Origin of the sequence: Methanolapillus africanus (assembly GCF_032714475.1) — an archaeon.
GTDB lineage: Archaea > Halobacteriota > Methanosarcinia > Methanosarcinales > Methanosarcinaceae > Methanolapillus > Methanolapillus africanus.
The window spans coordinates 1-16265 of the sequence record NZ_JAWDKD010000002.1; the positions used below are offsets into that span (position 1 = coordinate 1).

The following is a 16265-nucleotide window of genomic DNA, read 5'->3' on the forward strand; positions in this document are numbered from 1 at the left end:
CTCGAAGATGGGAATCACATAATCGTTTTCGTTGCCGTATTCATCGATTCTTTCATCAAAATCTTCCGCGCGGAATCCGTTTGAAAAACCGGATTCAAATTCGGAATCAGGAAGACAGAAATTTTGAATCAGTCGGTCGACAAACGGACATCGACCAACTCACCGTTTCTGAATCCGTTCCGGATTTTTGAGGCCAATTCGGAATCGGCCCGAAGCTTAATTTCGCCCGACCGACCGACCGTCGCACTGAAAAGCATCCGCCCACCCATGAAAACATCGACATCCTCGCCGGAAAGTTCCGGAACTTTTAAGATGAAATGCTTTTTCGTTTTCTCGAAGATGGGAATCACATAATCGTTTTCGTTGCCGTATTCATCGATTCTTTCATCAAAATCTTCCGCGCGGAATCCGTTTGAAAAACCGGATTCAAATTCGGAATCAGAGTCGGAATCGGAACCGGAATCAGAGTCGAATTCATCGTCAAATTCGGAAGAATTTGACCGTGCGGCGGCAAAGCGGGAAGAATTATACGGATGGTAAGAAGAGTCATCTGAATCGCCGGCATTTGATTTTTTCATGCCGCGCCGGTCCCGCATCGTCAAATCCCGGACGTCAATCCGGATACCGAGTTTGGATTCAATTTGAGAAATTGTATCGCCGCCCCGGCCAATAACTTTTCTTTTGTCCGTCGGTTTGACTTTGACAACCGCGTTCCGGTCGGAAACCATTTCCGCCTCAACCGGCCCCGAAACATAACGGGCGACTTCCATTTTAATTTTAGATTCCATTCCGTCCCACGCGGGTTTTCGGACAGTTTCATTTTCACGGGCGGAAAGCGCCGCACCGACCGGCATAACAACCACTTGTTCGCCGTACGTGTAAATTTCATATTCCGCCACCTTTGACGCCATCTCGGATACCACGATCACCGGCCGCGCCAAGTCTGCTTCCATCATGCCGCTGGGGACTTTGACAGTGAATTCAAGCGTGTACACTTTGGCGATCTCGCCTTTGTCAATGAAAATCACGGTGTCAACGACTTGCGGAATAATGCCGAGCTCCACCCGCCCGATCAGCCGCTGAACCGCGTCAATCGCGCGCGTCGCGTGAACGACGCCGAGCATGCCGACGCCCGCGAGGCGCATGTCCGCAAACAGCAAAAAGTCCTTCGTTTTTCGAACTTCGTCGTAGATGGTGTAATCCGGACGCACCAGCAACAAAAGATCGGCTGTGTTTTCCATTTTACCATCCAGCGGCGCGTATTGCGTCACTTCGGCGGGCACCTGCAAATCGCGCGGCGACTCCATCGTCTTGACGACGTTGCCGGCGGATAACAAGAATCGTGCAACGCCGGCAGCAAATGTGGATTTTCCGGCGCCCGGCGATCCGGCGATGAGGACGCCGCGCTGTTCCAGAATACGGTTTTTGAGTTCGTCGCTCGCTTTGTATTTTTCAAAATCGACGGACGCAATCGGACGGACGATGGTAATTTCCGTGTCGTCCGAAAACGGCGCTGCCGTCATCGCAATTCGCATATCCCGGATTTGAAGAACAAGCGCGCTCATCGGGTCTTCCGACTCCATTTCAATAAATGAATCGGAATCGTGTTTGGCAAACTCGACCAACTCGGCCCGGATTTTGGATAATTCGGCGGCGCTGATCGCCGTATCGCCGACCGGGATGTATTTCATTTCACCGACGGATCCTCTTTTGGCCATCGGCAGGCAATTGTTTTTCAAATGGACGGACATGGTGGTGGGATCAAACCAGGACAGAACGGATAAATCCAAATACGGGTCGCCTTGTTCTTCGATTTGTTCGTCCGCGCCGAGCCGCACGGCGGACGGGACAAAATCCACATGAAGCCCGCGCGCAACGCCGACGGCGGCTTGAACTTTGTCCGATGTGACAAAAAGACCGCCGAATTCGACCGCCGTTTCCCGAATGAGCGCGTCGACCGCCCCAAAGGCAGCGTCTGCGACGCGGTATTTTTCCGGGCGGCTGCCGGCAAACGTCAGCCGGATTTCGTCGTCCGCATGCATTTGTTGAAGAGCGACAATTTCGGAAAGCCCTAAGAATCCGATTTCTTTGCCTGAATTGGCTTGATGTTCAAGTTCCGCCAAAACGGCTTCCGGAATAACGACTGTTAACTTATTGGAAGAAGAATAACGTCCTGCGGCAATGCCGTTGGATAAAACGCCGTCAATGACCGCACTGGTGTCGGCAACGACGATTTCACAGGAATATTTTTTGACCGGGTTAAAATTCATATCAAATCCGGAAACGACTTCCGCTTTTGAATGAACAGGACTTTTTGTATTTTGCTTGGATATTTTTTTAGAGTTCATAGAGTTCATACCGAAAAATAGACTGTATATCTATAATAAACCATTCGAAAAGGAGGAGAAGAGAAAAGGGAAGAAGAAAATAAGAAAACAAAAGAAATAGAAAGAAAAATAAAAGAAGAAAAATAAAAGAAAAATGAATAAAAGAAAAAATGAAAGAAAATTAAAAATCAGAACCAGATAAACGAATCAATAAACATCTTCGGCGTCAAAAACTTTTTCACCCACCGTTTTTCCATCGATTGTCCGGTAAAAGCAGGACCGGTATCCAGTGTGGCAGGCGCCGCCGACTTGTTCGACCAAAAGCAAAACCACGTCTTCATCGCAGTCGGTTAAAATCTCCTTCACATATTGATAATGACCGGACGTTTCTCCTTTTTTCCAAAGAGATTTTCGGCTTCGGCTCCAAAAGTGGGCGATTTTTGTTTCCGCCGTCAATTGAAGCGCCTCTTTGTTCATAAACGCGAACATCAGAACGTCGCGCGTTTCCGCATCCTGAACAATCGCCGGAATGAGCCCGTTTTCGAATTTTAAAGAATTGACCAGATTGGAATCAGACATAACAGGTAAGGCTTTTGGATTAGTATATAAATTTTCCGATTTTGATAAAATCCGCAGCGTTATAAAGGATTAGGATTTTTTGTTTTTGTGAAATGATGACAATGAAAAATTTCACAACCGGCATTCCCGAAATTGACCGCCTGACAAGGAGCTGTGTCAAAGGCGGGTCGTTTTTGCTCTTTTGCGGAAACGATGATGAGGGAATGGAATCCTTTTTGGCCCTGATTGAGAGATCGGGGAGGCAAGCTGAAAAGGAGGACGAAAAACAAAACCCCCGAGAAAACCAGAAGGCAACAGAAAACGGCTGCCGGCTTTCAAAAGCCTGCCCTTCCGGCCGGAAGCACGGCAGTCCGTTTCATACTTTTTTTATCATCGACAGCATCAGCGAAGAATTTTCAAACTCAACGCCGGAAGAGATTGTCCCCAAGATTCTCCAAATCCGCAGCGATTTGAGGAATAAAAACGGAAAGCGGAACGAAAACACGAACGAGAACAAAGAAAAGAGCACGGACAAAACAGACGAGAACAATGAAAGTTCCGAGCCTTTTTTAATCGGCTGCCTTCATGAAGGCATTTTGCCGGAAGCGGTTGAAAACCGCCTCAAACATATTGCCGACACTCATTTTCAGTTTGAAATGCGGGAACGGGGAAATTCCTTTGAGAGAACGCTGGCAGTTTACAAATACAAGACCGGCTGCGGCGATGACGCAGAATCGGAGATACCTGAAAGAATAAACGGAAAGGTATTCCGGTACATTTTGGACGGCGGCAAATTTCAAATTGAGAGTAAAAAGAGAATTTACTGATTTGACAAAAAATTGAATATTTTCCATTTTTGAAATCAAGTTTATATATCTCTCATGGAATTTACATATTTTACAATTGGTTTTCAGCTTTTTTAATTTTGAAAAGATTTGAAATGATTATTTTATTATTTATTTGAGGGAATTTTATGAATCAATCCACACAATTATTTGATCTCCGCGCAGGCAGCCTCCGGATTCAAAACCCGATCGCGCTTTCGGCGATGGCCGGCGTCACCAATGGCGGCTTTGTCAGCAAAAACGCGAAAGGTGCCGGACTTGTTGTGATCGGCGCTTACAATTTAGATAACGTATCCATAGAAGCCGCCGCAGAAGTACAAAAGCGCGGACGAGAAGAATTTATCATCGATGTTGAAAGCGTTTTCCAGACCATTGCATCGGAAATCGATAAGATTAAAGCCGTTTCGCCGGAAACGGTTGTTGCCGTCAGCGTTCGTTCCGCTTCGATGGAGCTGCTTCTCAAAGCGGCCGAACTTCTTAAAGAGAAAAATGCCATTATGGAATTGGATGTCCACTGCCGCCAGCCGGAATTTACATCCCGGGGCCTTGGCGAAGGGCTTTTGAAAGACACGACCGCTCTTTTGGACATGATTCAAAAAATCAAAGGAACCGGCGTCGTTTTGTCCGTTAAATTCCGGACAAGCACGGTCAATCCGATTTTAGCGGCGGAATTCTTTGACGCGGCCGGCGTTGACATTCTTCACGCCGACGCCATGATCGAAGGAAAAGGCAGCGATTGCGACGCGGTGACGAAAATCAGAAACGCAACGCGAAAACTGCTCATCGCCAACAATTCGGTGGACGACTTTGACAGCGCGCTTGATTATTTTTCATCCGGCGCCGATATGGTGTCGGTCGCCCGGGCGGCGCGCGAGGACGCCGAATTTATTCCGTATTTGGTCAAAAACATCAGCGATTATCAGGAAGAAATCGGCTGGTACAACACGCCCAAACATATTTGCAAGCACGGCGACAACCGCGGTTTGGCTTTTTGCTGCCCGCCCGTGAAATACTGCCGCCTGTCTTCTAAAATTGAAGAAGTCGGCTTTTCTCCGAAGGAATTTACGGAGCTGAAATTGCAATTGGCCCGCGGAACGCCGCTTGAAAAGGGAGACGGCACTTGTTTCGGAAGTTTGGTTTGGTGCTGCAAACTCACAAAACCCTGTTATTTCAGAGACGGCGCTTTGGAAAACATCGGGCTTTCCGGCGACGAATACATGCGGCTGAAACACAATTTGGCAGACAAATTACTCGATCGGATTGAGGAAAAAAAGTGTTGAGCGAACCGGAATAAGATGCGAATCACTCATAATTAGAAACAAAAACAGAGGAAAGAAGATGTTTCAGTCTCAGCCGGATGAAACCGTTTTAGAGGATATCGCTGTCGCCGCCAGCCTGGCAATGGCGCTTGAAGCGTCTTCATACCCAAAGCCCGGAAACGTTCACCGCCTCAAGGATTTTAAAAACACGAATTACGAGCATTTTTTGGCGTCTGCGATCGCCACTGAATTTGTTTTTTGGAAGGCGGCGGCCGGCAAATCCAAAATCGGTGAACTGCTTTTTGAAGCCGTTGCCAAAAGCGAACGGCGCCAAGCCGGCGGAAACACGCATTTCGGAACATTTCTTTTGATTTTGCCGCTGGCTGCGGCCGCCGGTTCTTTGACGCAGCCAAACGACTGCGGAAAAACCCAACCGGACGCCAATCTTATTTGCCGAACGGCCGCTCAAATTTGCCGGCAAACAGACGAAGAAGACGCTTACTTCTTTTATTTGGCATTTGAAAAACTCAACGTTCCCGCCAAAAAAGACATTGACGATGGCGCAGACTTTGACTTGTCTGATCCAAACGCGAAAGAAAGAATCAAAACTCAAAAAGTCGGTCTTTTTGGATTGATGGAAAGCGCAATCGAACGCGACATGATTGCCAAGGAATGGGTCACGGGATTTGAATTGACGCGGCGGTTTTCGGACCGGCTTTTAGAAAACAACGCTTATTTTGTGAAAAATCCGGACAAACAATTTAAAAACGCCTTGAACAGCGCAATTGTCCTCACCTTTTTAGAATTTATGGCGGATTATTCGGACACGTTCATCGAAACGAAATTGGATGAAAAAACAGCAGCAGATGTTCGAAAAATGGCAAAAGACATATTGGATTCAAAAAAAGGAACCGAACCGGACTTGAACCGACTCATTCCGAAAATGAATGAATTGGATAACGAGCTGCACGCTCGAAAAGCAAATCCGGGATCTTTGGCCGACATTGCGGCGGCCGGTATATTTTTAGCGCTTCTTGGAGGATTGACATTTTGAAAGAAACAGCGGAAAATCTGAGACTGATGCGGGAATTCGGAATTGACGAAGGGATTTCGGAAATAATTCTGTCCAGCCGAAATGATCCGGAAAAAGATCAAACCGAACCGGAGAGCAACTGTTTGTTTAACGCAGCGCCGATCGGGATTATTTGGAAAAACGACAAAATGTTTTTACGTCTTTTCCCGGGAACGCAAACATATGAAAACTTGATGCGGGAAGAATATTTTTCAGCCAACATCACCACAGATTCCGTTTTGTACGCCAACGCCACGTTTTATGATTTGGACGCGGACGAATTTTCAACGCTGAACTTTTCCGGAACGATTGTACCGGTTTTAAAGAATGCGGACCGTTATGTTGTTTTCCGCTGCGTCAACCGGCTGCAGACATCGGAAACACTGATTATTGACATTGAACCGATCGGCTTTAAAGTCCAAACGAAAAAATCCGGCTTTTTGGTCAACCGCGGCTTTTCTTCCATCATTGAAATTTGCGTGCATTTGACGCGTTACGAGCAAACCAAGGATCCGAAATACATTGAATTGATTAAGCATCACTGGAGCCTGGCACAGCGGTGCGGAAGAAAAAGAGACAAAGAGGCTTTGTCGATTTTAAAAAAGCGTTTGGCCGGTTTTGAAGACGAAATTTAAAAATTGACCCTGTTTTTTGACGAATTGAAAAAACTTGTTGCGATAACGCGCGCGACGGCGCAGTGTCAACAGCCGGAACAGTATCCGTTCCGAATGTTATCCCGCAAGTTCAGACCTCTGAACGCCGCAGGCGTGAAGAGGGCGGAACTTGGCGGATTGCTGTAAAATAAGATGAAATTAGCAGAACAGCAAATCAGTTCCATATTTTTAGATACTGTGTTGCACCTACAGTTAACTATTTTTAAATTTCTGCCTGCACCTGCAGTTCACTATTTTTAGATTTCAATTTGCACCTACAGGTGACTATTTTTAGATTTCAGTTTGCATCTACTGTTTCCAAAAATACAGTTGTATTCCTCATCCGATTTGCACCTGCTGTTCGCAATCTAAATTGTACCTGCTCATCGGTATCCGTAAAATACAGATGCTTCGCATCTGATTTTACGGGATGGTTTGCTTGACATCTGCAAAAAACCGCCCGTCATTTTCAAAAACGCAAAAAGAAAATGTGTCGCCATAACGCGCGCGCATGCTGCCCGCCAAAAAAACAAAAAGAAAAAAGAAAATTATTTTTTACAAATGCCGGTAATGCCTTCTTTGTCAAAGTCAAAAACGGTTGCCCGGTTTTCGCCCGCAAAAATATCAAGCGTCCGCTTTTTTGTGATTTCGCCGACGATGGCTGCTTTGATTCCGCCGGCTTCGAGAATGCGAATACATTCGCCTGCGTTTTCCGACGCCGCCGTGAAAACAAATCCGGTACCGGGATGCATCAAAATCCAGCGGTCAAAAACAATATCCATGTCCGGCAACGGAATCTTTTCCAAATCCACCGTTGCGCCGACCTTGCTTGTTTCAACAAGCATACCGAGCGTTCCGACAACGCCGGGGTTGCTGATGTCTTTTCCGGCGGTCACCAGCTTTTGCTTGGCCAGCTGCTGCGGCGCTTCATACATTTTTCGGATTGCTGCCGGCTCTTTAAACGATAAAGATTCAAAACTGTACGGCGAATTCGGACCGGTACGCCCATCCATGTCCACCGCAAAAATAACAACGTCACCGGGAACAGCTGTGTCGCTTCGGATCAATTCATCTTTTTTGGCGATGCCGATAATTGCCACCGAGAGGGTTGTTGCGCCTTCCGGATGCGTGTGTCCGCCGACGACGGGGACGCCGAACTTTTTGACGCCTTCTGCCATTCCTTTAAAAATCTCGGTGAAATCTTCCGTTTTGGACGACGAAACGACGTCGACCAAAGCCAGCGGTTTTCCGCCCATCGCGACAATATCGTTGACGTTCGCCAGAACGGACGTAAATCCGGCCCACCACGGGCTTTTTTCGACCAAGCGGCCCCAAATGCCGTCTGCGGCAAATAAGATGACGTCGCCGCCGCCGATGTCAATTGCCGCCGCGTCATCCCCGAAATCGACGACGCAGCCGCCGTACATATCGGAAACGGATTCAAAAATAGCGGCAATGTCCGCAATCGGCTTCTTGCGGGAAACACCTTCAAAAGAACGAATAGCGTTGGCCAATGCGTCAACTGCCGGTTGGCTGAAATCGATTCGAGGACCATTTTTTTCCAAAGAAAACACGCTCACATTGATTTGGAATAAATAACAAAAGAATGAAAATATAAATGAAACCGGAATGAAAATTAAAAAGATAAAAGAGAATTGACAACACTTTCTCTTTTATTTCTTTTGCTTCATAATTTTCAAATTATTGGATCTATTGATCATTAATCATTTGATTATTTAATCATTTAATTGCCGTCTTTGGATTTCGGATCCAGCGTCACGTCGCCTGACAAATCAATCAATTTCGGCGGACGTTTTTCTTTGGACGCCGTCCGGAATTCGTCGCCGCGCGTTTTGCTCATCTGCGACAAATCGTTGCCGATCAAGCCGTAAGCGTCGGAACGGCATTGCCGGCAGTGTTTCATTTGTTTCACATACGGCGAACACTGATTTTGAACGGCGGCGCGTTCCTCTTCCGTCGGTGCGCGGCGGTCTTTGAATTTCGCCTGCGTGATCAGCGGCATGATATTCATAATGTAAACGCCCATCTCGCTCAGCCGCTGCGCCATTTCCGGAATGTGTTCGTCGTTGATGCCCGGAATCAGAACCGTATTGATTTTAACGGCAAGACCCGCGTCAGCCGCCATTTGGATGCCGGCCAATTGTTTTTCAATCAACAACTCGGCAGCTTCCCGGCCATGATAATGCTTTTTTTGATAAACGATATGATCCACGATTTGCATTTGAATGTCCGGATCCATGGCGTTCATCGTCACCGTCAGCGTTTCGACGTTGGATTTTTGAAGGTCGGCAAACCGGTCGGCCAACGCGAGGCCGTTGGTGCTGACGCAAAGCGTCAAGTCAGGGTATTTTTCCCGAATCAAGCGGAAGGTTTCAAAGGTTTCTTCGTTGGCCAGCGGGTCGCCCGGACCGGCAATGCCGACGACATGAATAAACGGGTGCTCTTTGAGGATTTGTTCCGTCCGCAAAAGCGCCTCCTCAGGCGTTAAAACTTCGCTCGCAACGCCGGGGCGGCTTTCGTTGACGCAGTCAAATTTCCGGTCGCAGTAGTTGCACTGAATGTTGCACTTCGGCGCCACCGCCAAATGCAAGCGGCCGAATTTGTGCTGCGCTTCGCCCGAATAACACGGGTGCTCCGAAATTTTGCGCCGCATCTCATTGCTGAGATCGTTTTTTGTATTTTCCACAAGTCCACCTCGCTTTTTGAAAATAATATGTTATGATAAAAAATAAAAGAAAGAATAAAAATGTACTGAAAAAGATAGAATTACTAATAGGAATTATTACCATTAATAGATATTGCCTGACAAAAATACAATCATTTGTACATTTGTGTTTGAAATAAAGATATGAATGTTTAAATACCAGTATAAATAGTATATTGAGTATTCAGCATGACAATTATTAATATATGAGATATCATATATTAATCCTTACTTAAAAATTACATTCTGAAGCACCTTATTTGTCATAATCTTTGAATGAAATGTTATGACAAATCGTTGTTCAGAATAATTGAAATCCAGTGTATAATAACCAATCAAAATGAGGTTATTAATTAGTTTATAAATTAAGTTATTAATTAAGTTATTAAAGTTATTATAATCATATTATTGTTATTATTCAGGTGTTATATTGTCGATCAGATATATGTCAAATCCGGATTTGCCGATCATTAAAGACGGATGGGAAGGCAATCCGATGGTCGGAAATTCGTTTGTCAATGAGGACAAACCGTCCGAAATGAACATGGTTGAGTTCATGAAGTGGCGGCTTTATAAAAACCCGCAGAAGGAAGAAAAAAAGAACGACAAATTCAAAGCCGGCTTCGTCAAAAACGAATCTTTTGCAGCGTCTGAAGACGACATGATCATTTGGCTCGGTCACGCGTCTTTTTTTATCCGCTTTGGCGGCGTCACGTTTTTGACCGACCCATCTTATTACAGTTTCCCATTCCGGACCCGGAAAGTGCCGATTCCCTGCAGCGTCAACCGGTTTAAAAATGTCGATTATGTGATCGTTTCCCACATGCACCACGACCATGCGGACGTTCGTTCGCTTCGGAAAATTTTCAAAGACAATTCCAAAACCGAAGCGTTGGTGCCCTTGCGCGGCGGCATGTACATGAAACATTTTACCAAAAAATATCAGGAAGCGGGCTGGTACCAGCAATACAAAACCAAACCCGACGTCGAAGTCTTCTTTTTACCGACGCTCCATTGGTCCCGCCTTCATGTTTTTGACAGCAACAAAACCCTCTGGGGCAGTTTTTTAATCCGCGCCAACGGCAAAACCATTTATTTCGGCGGCGACACGGCCTGGGGCAACCACTTTTCCGAAATCGCGAAGCTGTTCCCGGAAATCGATTACGCGATTATGCCGGTCGGCGGCTACAAACCCCGTTCCATTATGAAAGTCGCGCACATCGCGCCCGACGAAGCCGCGCAGGCCGCCGCGATTATGAACACAAAACATTTCATTCCGATGCACTACGGCACCTATCCGATCGGGCAAGAACCGGGCGGCGAGCCGATTCGCGAAATAAAAAGGATGGAAAGCGAAGGCGTCATGACCGGCTGCGTCAACTGTTTGAGCGTCGGCGAAGAGTTCTTGATTGACAGCGCCAACGGCAACCGGATCACATTTGCGGCTTGCGGCGAGGTGGCCCGTCCGGCGGAATGCGGTTATGACGGCGTCAAGGAATATTGGATGGGCGAAACGTCCAAACACAATGCCTTGGACATCATGACGGCGGAACCCGCCGGCGTCAATATCATAACTGCCGGTGTTGAAAAGTCGCCTGCTGTTGAGCACATGCCGTCTCACGTCGACGAGATGATTGCCAAATAATAAAATGAGATAAAATAAAATACAACTCAATAAAAAGAATGAAAGGTTGAAGATAAAAGACTGAAGAATAAAAGATTGAAGAATAGAAAGGTTTAACAACAGCCCTCAATCTATCCATAAACAAACAAATAAATGGTGTTGTATTTTTATAAGATTTTTAATTATGTAAAAATTATTTTTGAGAGATTTTGAATGGAACAGGAAATTAATTGCGTATTTTCGGACATGGATAACACGTTGTTTGACTTTTTCCAAGCCAAACAGGAAGCTTGTACGGCCGTTGTGGACAACATCGGCACCGGCAACCCCGAAGAGATGCTTTCCTATTTCCTGCGCGGCATTTACGGATTTGAAGATCTGGAAAATATCGAAGATTACCTGCGGGAAAAATATGTGTTTTCCGATGACCTTTTTTCAGAATGCTGCCAAATTTACGAAGACACGAAAATCGACAGCATTCTCCTTTATGACGGCGTTGCCGAAACCATCGATTCCTTGAAAGATTTGGGATGTTCTTTTGTCGTCGTGACGGATGCGAACACCGAAAACGCGAACAAACGCTTGAGAAAAGCCGGTATTTACAATATGGTCGACGACGTTTTCGCACACGACATGTCCGGCAAGAAAAAACCGGATTTGGGCGTCTTTGAATACGCGCTGAACAAAACCAACCGGAAAGCCGGTGAATCCATTTTTATCGGTGACAGCTTGCGCCGCGACATCGCGCCGGCCAAGAAAATCGGCATGTTGACGGCTTACGCCGCTTACGGCGACCGGAACACGCACGAGCGGGAATTCCGCTTCAATCCGGACTACCACTTGGACAACATTGCCGAAATGATTGACATTATTCAATCCAAAAAGCCCAAAAAATCAATTTAACAATTAAAACGGGCTTTTTGAACATTTTTTGCATGTCATTTTTGCGTTTTTTATTTTTTTGCGTTTTTTATTTTGTTTCGTTTTTTATTTTGTTTCGTTTTTATTTCGCGGCCGCCGGCGCGCGCGTTACGCACGCCTTTTCATTTGAGTTTTTCAAAAACCGGCGTCCGTTTAATCCAAATCTTGGATGCTCATTTTATCGATTTCTTTCTTTTTCTTCAAACTTTCGCGGCAAGCGGCGTAAATCACCAGCAAAATCACCGTCGGAATATTCGTCATCAAGAAAATCATGATGGTCTGAATCACGATTTGGGAAACGGGCTGACCGACATAAGCATACATGCCAAAAACCGTGAAAAGTGAGAACAAAACGGAAAGCGCCGGCAAAACCAATCCGAGCCATTTGTTTTCCCGTCTTGACAAAAACACTTGCAAGACGACAATACCAATCAGTATTAGAAATAAAACCACTGTGTTAATCGGAATATTCATTTAATCAACCTCTGTTTGTTTTTTTTGTTTCGTTTTTTGTTTTTTTGTATTCGGAAATCAATATTTTTGCCGTATCGAAATCTATTTTTTCGTTAATGGCGAGCCGTTTAATTAAAGCGACATAAGGCTCGCTCGAATTGTCTTCGCTGATTTGTATTTTTTGAATCAAACGGTCCAGCCGCAAGCGAACGGTCGGATAAGTGACGTCGTACTGATTGGCGACTTCTTTGAGGGAACCGGACGCGAGCAGGAATTTTTTGATGAACGTCATATCTTCATCTTCCAAATTGGCCGCCCACTCCGGCATGACATCAATGGGCATAACAAACCTCCTTCAAAAACAGAATATCTTTAATAATATTAAAGGTTTTATTTAACAATGTTAAAATCAAAATTCAAGATTGTATTTAAAATTGATGTGAATTGAAAATTGCCCCTGATTTTCGATGCGATTTCAAGAAACGTGTCGAGATAACGCGCGCGTCGGCTGCCGCAAAAATGAAAAGAAAATAAGAATTGAGAGAAGAAGATAAAAGAAAAACAGTAGAAAGAAGAAATTAAAAACAGTAGAAAGAAGAAGTTAAAAAGAAAGTGGTTTCCGTATTGGAAACCTTTATTAAATAGGGATTAAGAATTATTCCGCGTCTGCCGGCGGTTCTGCAACAGGTTCGTCTTCCGGCAAATCTTTTTTGTCAAACCATTGACCGCAGCTTTGGCAGTAGAAACAGTCGGTAATTTCTTCATTGAGCGCTAATTTTTCACAGCTCGGGCATCTTTTGGGTAATACTTTTGCCATAACGGATCCTTTCATTTTAATTGATTTAATTTTTTAAATTCATTTGGTTTATATTTTTTATTAATTTAGGGATGAATTTCAATTATTATTTGGTTTGGGATTATTGTTCCATCCAAGCCTTGGTTTCGCGCCGCATGAATTGTTCGGCCTCGACGACGCGGTCGAGCGGACCGCGCAGAGCGATCACAGCGGTTTGGGCGATTTCCGGTTCATGAATGGAAATGATGCGTTCCGTGACTTCCAAATCGAAGATTTCGACCATATCCATGATGATGGACATCGGCGTTCCCATCGGAACCACCAAATCGTACAGATCTTCAAGCTCCTCGTCAATGCCTTCTTCCAAAGACATTTCATGATATTTTCGATTGATTAAATCCTGAAGCGATAACACTTTTGGCATATGATTTCCCCGAATAATTGAATGAAATGGAACTGTAAATGTCTTCATCTTATTAAAATGATTGTCGGTTTTTGAAAATCCGGAAATTTTACCGAACAGACGTCGGTTTCATTGTCCCGGCGAAAAATTCAATAAATCATATATAGAATCAAATTTAATATATTATATTCATCATTAACTATTATAAAATTATATTATTTTTATTAATATAAATAGAGGAAATTAAATGAAATTTAAAACAACTTTTCAAAAATCAATGATGGTTTTACTCGCTCTGACGGTTTTCATCATTTTGGCCGCTACACCGGCACTGGCAGATTCTGAAACGGTCACAAACATTGCTGATGCAAATTCAAACTTAATAAATTGGGTTTCAGGAACGGAACCCCATGTTTTAACATTAAACACCGACAGTTGGACGGATTCCGGCGTCATTACAATTCCGGCCGAAATCAACAATTTGACAATTATCAGCGACAATGAAAGCAAAGAACTCAGCATCAGCGTTGTTGCCGCGGACCGTACAACATCAACATCTGTTTTGAATTTGACAATCAAAGATTTGAATTTAAATTTATCAACGGCATCCGGCAAACACAGCATTGACATCGACGGCGTCGACGGCACAACTCTTTTTTTAGAAGGCAATAATACGATTACTGGAAACTTAACCGGAATCCACGTTGGTTCCGGTAATTATTTGAAAATCACCGCCAACGAATCCGTTGATAATAATTTGAAAATTTACGGCGGACCGAACAGTGCCGGAATCGGCGGAAAACCTAGTGAATCAAGCGGAAAAATCGTCATCAATGGATTTGTGAATATTTTAGAGGCAGCGGGCGGCGGCAGTGCAACAATAGGCGGCGGTGCAGCAATAGGCGGCGGTGGCGGTGGCTACGGTGGAAACGGCGGAACCGGTGATGTTACATTATCAGAGTCGGCAACAGTTGAAACGGCGACGGGAGGCACATCCACATACGGCGGCGGCGGCGCAGCAATCGGCGGCGGCGGCGGCGGCTACGGCGGCGGCTACGGCGGAACTGGCGGAACCGGCGATGTTACATTATCAGAGTCGGCAACAGTTGAAACGGTGATGGGAGGCGCATCCACAGACGGCGGCGGCGGCGGCGCAGCAATCGGCGGCGGTGGCGGCGCAGCAATCGGCGGAACTGGCGGAACCGGCGATGTTACATTATCAGAGTCGGCAACAGTTGAAACGGCGACGGGAGGCATATCCACATACGGCGGCGGCGGCGGCGCAGCAATCGGCGGCGGCGGCGGCGGCTACGGCGGAACTGGCGGAACCGGCGATGTTACATTATCAGAGTCGGCAACAGTTGAAACTGTGACGGGCGGCACATCTTCACTCGTCGGCGGCGGCGGCGGTGCAGCAATAGGCGGCGGTGGCGGCGGCTACGGCGGGGACGGCGGAACCGGCGATGTTACATTATCAGATTCGGCAACAGTTGAAACGGCGACGGGCGGCACATCCGACTATGGCGGAAGCGGTGCGGGAATCGGCGGCGGCGGCGGCAGCGACAGCGGAATCGGTGGCAGCGGCGGAACCGGCGATGTTACATTATCAGGTTCGGCAACAGTCGAAGCGGCGACGGGCGGCACATCCGACTATGGCGGAAGCGGTGCGGGAATCGGCGGCGGCGGCGGCACCGGCAATGGCGGAGATGGCAACGTTAAAATCAAAGGCGGAACTATCGGCGTCATACCGGTCGGAACGCATTATGCCATCGGCGGCGGAAAAGGAAGGACAAACGGCACCTCTACGATTGTCATTGACGGTGGAAGCATTTACACGCCGGGAAGCGGATCGAATGCTTTTGCAAATATTCAGGGATATTCAGAAGGAGTCGTAAAAAACAGCAATGGGTCTGAAGTTTTTGAAACAAAAGTTGAAATGGGCTCCGGCAACGAAAACAAATTGTATTACATTGTCAATGAAGATGGTGCTTTTAAAACCGAATTCCATGCCTACACGGATGATTATGGAGACTTGTATTTGTATACTGCTTCCGGAAGTGAACCGACAATAATAAAGGAAGCGCCAAACACACCGATCCTTGAATTGGATTCAAAAACAGCAACCACAATTACATTGAAGCAAATTATAGGTGCAGAATACAGAACAGAAAGTGGAATTTGGCAATCATCAAATGAATTTTCGGGATTGACGCCGGATACGGAATACAAGTTTTATGCCAGAATTACACAAACGGATACGGAAGGTCCGTCCCCTCAAAGCGTACCTCTGATGGTAAAGACAAACACCGAAATTCCAAATCCGCCGGCTCCCGGAAATAGCGGTGGCGGCGGATTCGGTCAAGCCACAATTTTGCCGTTGACAACGACACAAAACCAACAACCCCAACAAAATACAACGAATGGAAGCGGTGCAGGATTGAACAATTCAAACGCAAATGTGTCTCAAAATTCAAATGAACCGGTACCGCCGGTGCACACCGAATTCCATGAGAGAACATCGCCTTGGATTTTGATCGGCGCGGCGGTTATTTTGATCGCTGTGATCGGCAGCGTTGCTTATTGGTATTTTGTGAAAAGAAAATAATCCGAAATGAATGAATCTGAAATA

At 46.0% G+C, this 16265-nt stretch carries 15 protein-coding genes; 7 read left to right on the plus strand and 8 right to left on the minus strand.

The window, feature by feature from the left end; translation table 11 throughout:
• Positions 1 to 128: 128 nt before the first annotated feature.
• Both MsAg5_RS00010 and hisI read right to left on the minus strand, forming a co-directional pair.
• The gene (locus MsAg5_RS00010; protein ID WP_338098559.1) at positions 129 to 2357 is read right to left on the minus strand and encodes a PINc/VapC family ATPase; all 2229 of its coding nucleotides are present in this window, start codon (positions 2355 to 2357) and stop codon (positions 129 to 131) included.
• A 177-nt stretch (positions 2358 to 2534) separates the two neighbouring features.
• The gene (gene hisI, locus MsAg5_RS00015; protein ID WP_338098560.1) at positions 2535 to 2906 is read right to left on the minus strand and encodes a phosphoribosyl-AMP cyclohydrolase; all 372 of its coding nucleotides are present in this window, start codon (positions 2904 to 2906) and stop codon (positions 2535 to 2537) included.
• Positions 2907 to 2998: 92 nt separating this feature from the next.
• On the opposite strand from hisI, the gene MsAg5_RS00020 reads away from it, so the two are divergent.
• The 4 genes from MsAg5_RS00020 to MsAg5_RS00035 all read left to right on the plus strand — a co-directional run bounded on the left by MsAg5_RS00020 (position 2999) and on the right by MsAg5_RS00035 (position 6696).
• Entirely contained in the window at positions 2999 to 3712 is a 714-nt protein-coding gene (locus MsAg5_RS00020; RefSeq protein WP_338098561.1) for a hypothetical protein, read from the plus strand.
• A gap of 146 nt (positions 3713 to 3858) precedes the next feature.
• The gene (locus MsAg5_RS00025; protein WP_338098562.1) at positions 3859 to 5010 is read left to right on the plus strand and encodes a methanogenesis marker 9 domain-containing protein; all 1152 of its coding nucleotides are present in this window, start codon (positions 3859 to 3861) and stop codon (positions 5008 to 5010) included.
• 58 nt (positions 5011 to 5068) lie between these two features.
• A complete protein-coding gene (locus tag MsAg5_RS00030; RefSeq protein ID WP_338098563.1) occupies positions 5069 to 6043 on the plus strand; it encodes a triphosphoribosyl-dephospho-CoA synthase in 975 nt (324 codons plus the stop codon).
• On the plus strand, positions 6040 to 6696 hold the full coding sequence (locus MsAg5_RS00035) for a DUF447 domain-containing protein (protein WP_338098564.1): 657 nt from the start codon (positions 6040 to 6042) through the stop codon (positions 6694 to 6696). Before MsAg5_RS00030 ends, MsAg5_RS00035 begins: the two co-directional genes overlap by 4 nt.
• Before the next feature lie 566 nt (positions 6697 to 7262).
• On the opposite strand, the gene MsAg5_RS00040 is transcribed toward MsAg5_RS00035, so the two are convergent.
• Both MsAg5_RS00040 and nifB read right to left on the minus strand, forming a co-directional pair.
• Positions 7263 to 8279 carry a methanogenesis marker 2 protein gene (locus MsAg5_RS00040; RefSeq protein ID WP_338098565.1) on the minus strand — a complete coding sequence of 339 codons (1017 nt, stop codon included), beginning with the start codon at positions 8277 to 8279 and terminating at the stop codon, positions 7263 to 7265.
• Between the two features lie 179 nt (positions 8280 to 8458).
• Positions 8459 to 9388: a nitrogenase cofactor biosynthesis protein NifB gene (nifB, locus tag MsAg5_RS00045; RefSeq protein ID WP_338098647.1), complete on the minus strand. Its 930-nt coding sequence runs from the start codon at positions 9386 to 9388 to the stop codon at positions 8459 to 8461.
• 481 nt (positions 9389 to 9869) lie between these two features.
• Here nifB and MsAg5_RS00050 point away from each other — a divergent pair, with 481 nt between their 5' ends.
• The gene (locus tag MsAg5_RS00050) at positions 9870 to 11084 is read left to right on the plus strand and encodes an MBL fold metallo-hydrolase (protein WP_338098566.1); all 1215 of its coding nucleotides are present in this window, start codon (positions 9870 to 9872) and stop codon (positions 11082 to 11084) included.
• A gap of 192 nt (positions 11085 to 11276) precedes the next feature.
• On the plus strand, positions 11277 to 11966 hold the full coding sequence (locus MsAg5_RS00055) for an HAD family hydrolase (RefSeq protein ID WP_338098567.1): 690 nt from the start codon (positions 11277 to 11279) through the stop codon (positions 11964 to 11966).
• Between the two features lie 171 nt (positions 11967 to 12137).
• On the opposite strand, the gene MsAg5_RS00060 is transcribed toward MsAg5_RS00055, so the two are convergent.
• From MsAg5_RS00060 to MsAg5_RS00075, 4 genes are all read right to left on the minus strand, one after another.
• Complete coding sequence (locus MsAg5_RS00060; RefSeq protein WP_338098568.1) at positions 12138 to 12458, minus strand: hypothetical protein; 321 nt, start codon at positions 12456 to 12458, stop codon at positions 12138 to 12140.
• A 4-nt stretch (positions 12459 to 12462) separates the two neighbouring features.
• Positions 12463 to 12780: a DUF2089 family protein gene (locus MsAg5_RS00065; protein ID WP_338098569.1), complete on the minus strand. Its 318-nt coding sequence runs from the start codon at positions 12778 to 12780 to the stop codon at positions 12463 to 12465.
• Between the two features lie 312 nt (positions 12781 to 13092).
• Positions 13093 to 13254 (minus strand): hypothetical protein, encoded by a 162-nt coding sequence (locus MsAg5_RS00070; protein WP_338098570.1) that lies wholly within the window; start codon positions 13252 to 13254, stop codon positions 13093 to 13095.
• Positions 13255 to 13354: 100 nt separating this feature from the next.
• Positions 13355 to 13657, minus strand: a complete 303-nt coding sequence (locus tag MsAg5_RS00075) for a hypothetical protein (protein WP_338098571.1) — start codon at positions 13655 to 13657, stop codon at positions 13355 to 13357.
• Between the two features lie 226 nt (positions 13658 to 13883).
• Between MsAg5_RS00075 and MsAg5_RS00080 the strand changes: the two genes are divergently transcribed.
• Positions 13884 to 16241, plus strand: a complete 2358-nt coding sequence (locus tag MsAg5_RS00080) for a hypothetical protein (protein WP_338098572.1) — start codon at positions 13884 to 13886, stop codon at positions 16239 to 16241.
• The last annotated feature ends 24 nt before the right edge of the window (positions 16242 to 16265 follow it).

What these genes read in the sequence shown, in the direction of transcription:
- MsAg5_RS00020 (WP_338098561.1), top strand. Translation starts at nt 2,999, where the DNA reads ATGATGACAATGAAAAATTTCACAACCGGCATTCCCGAAATTGACCGC.
- MsAg5_RS00080 (WP_338098572.1), top strand. Translation starts at nt 13,884, where the DNA reads ATGAAATTTAAAACAACTTTTCAAAAATCAATGATGGTTTTACTCGCT.
- MsAg5_RS00010 (WP_338098559.1), bottom strand. Translation starts at nt 2,357, where the DNA reads ATGAACTCTATGAACTCTAAAAAAATATCCAAGCAAAATACAAAAAGT.
- MsAg5_RS00055 (WP_338098567.1), top strand. Translation starts at nt 11,277, where the DNA reads ATGGAACAGGAAATTAATTGCGTATTTTCGGACATGGATAACACGTTG.
- nifB (WP_338098647.1), bottom strand. Translation starts at nt 9,388, where the DNA reads ATGCGGCGCAAAATTTCGGAGCACCCGTGTTATTCGGGCGAAGCGCAG.
- MsAg5_RS00030 (WP_338098563.1), top strand. Translation starts at nt 5,069, where the DNA reads ATGTTTCAGTCTCAGCCGGATGAAACCGTTTTAGAGGATATCGCTGTC.
- MsAg5_RS00070 (WP_338098570.1), bottom strand. Translation starts at nt 13,254, where the DNA reads ATGGCAAAAGTATTACCCAAAAGATGCCCGAGCTGTGAAAAATTAGCG.
- hisI (WP_338098560.1), bottom strand. Translation starts at nt 2,906, where the DNA reads ATGTCTGATTCCAATCTGGTCAATTCTTTAAAATTCGAAAACGGGCTC.
- MsAg5_RS00025 (WP_338098562.1), top strand. Translation starts at nt 3,859, where the DNA reads ATGAATCAATCCACACAATTATTTGATCTCCGCGCAGGCAGCCTCCGG.
- MsAg5_RS00075 (WP_338098571.1), bottom strand. Translation starts at nt 13,657, where the DNA reads ATGCCAAAAGTGTTATCGCTTCAGGATTTAATCAATCGAAAATATCAT.
- MsAg5_RS00065 (WP_338098569.1), bottom strand. Translation starts at nt 12,780, where the DNA reads ATGCCCATTGATGTCATGCCGGAGTGGGCGGCCAATTTGGAAGATGAA.
- MsAg5_RS00060 (WP_338098568.1), bottom strand. Translation starts at nt 12,458, where the DNA reads ATGAATATTCCGATTAACACAGTGGTTTTATTTCTAATACTGATTGGT.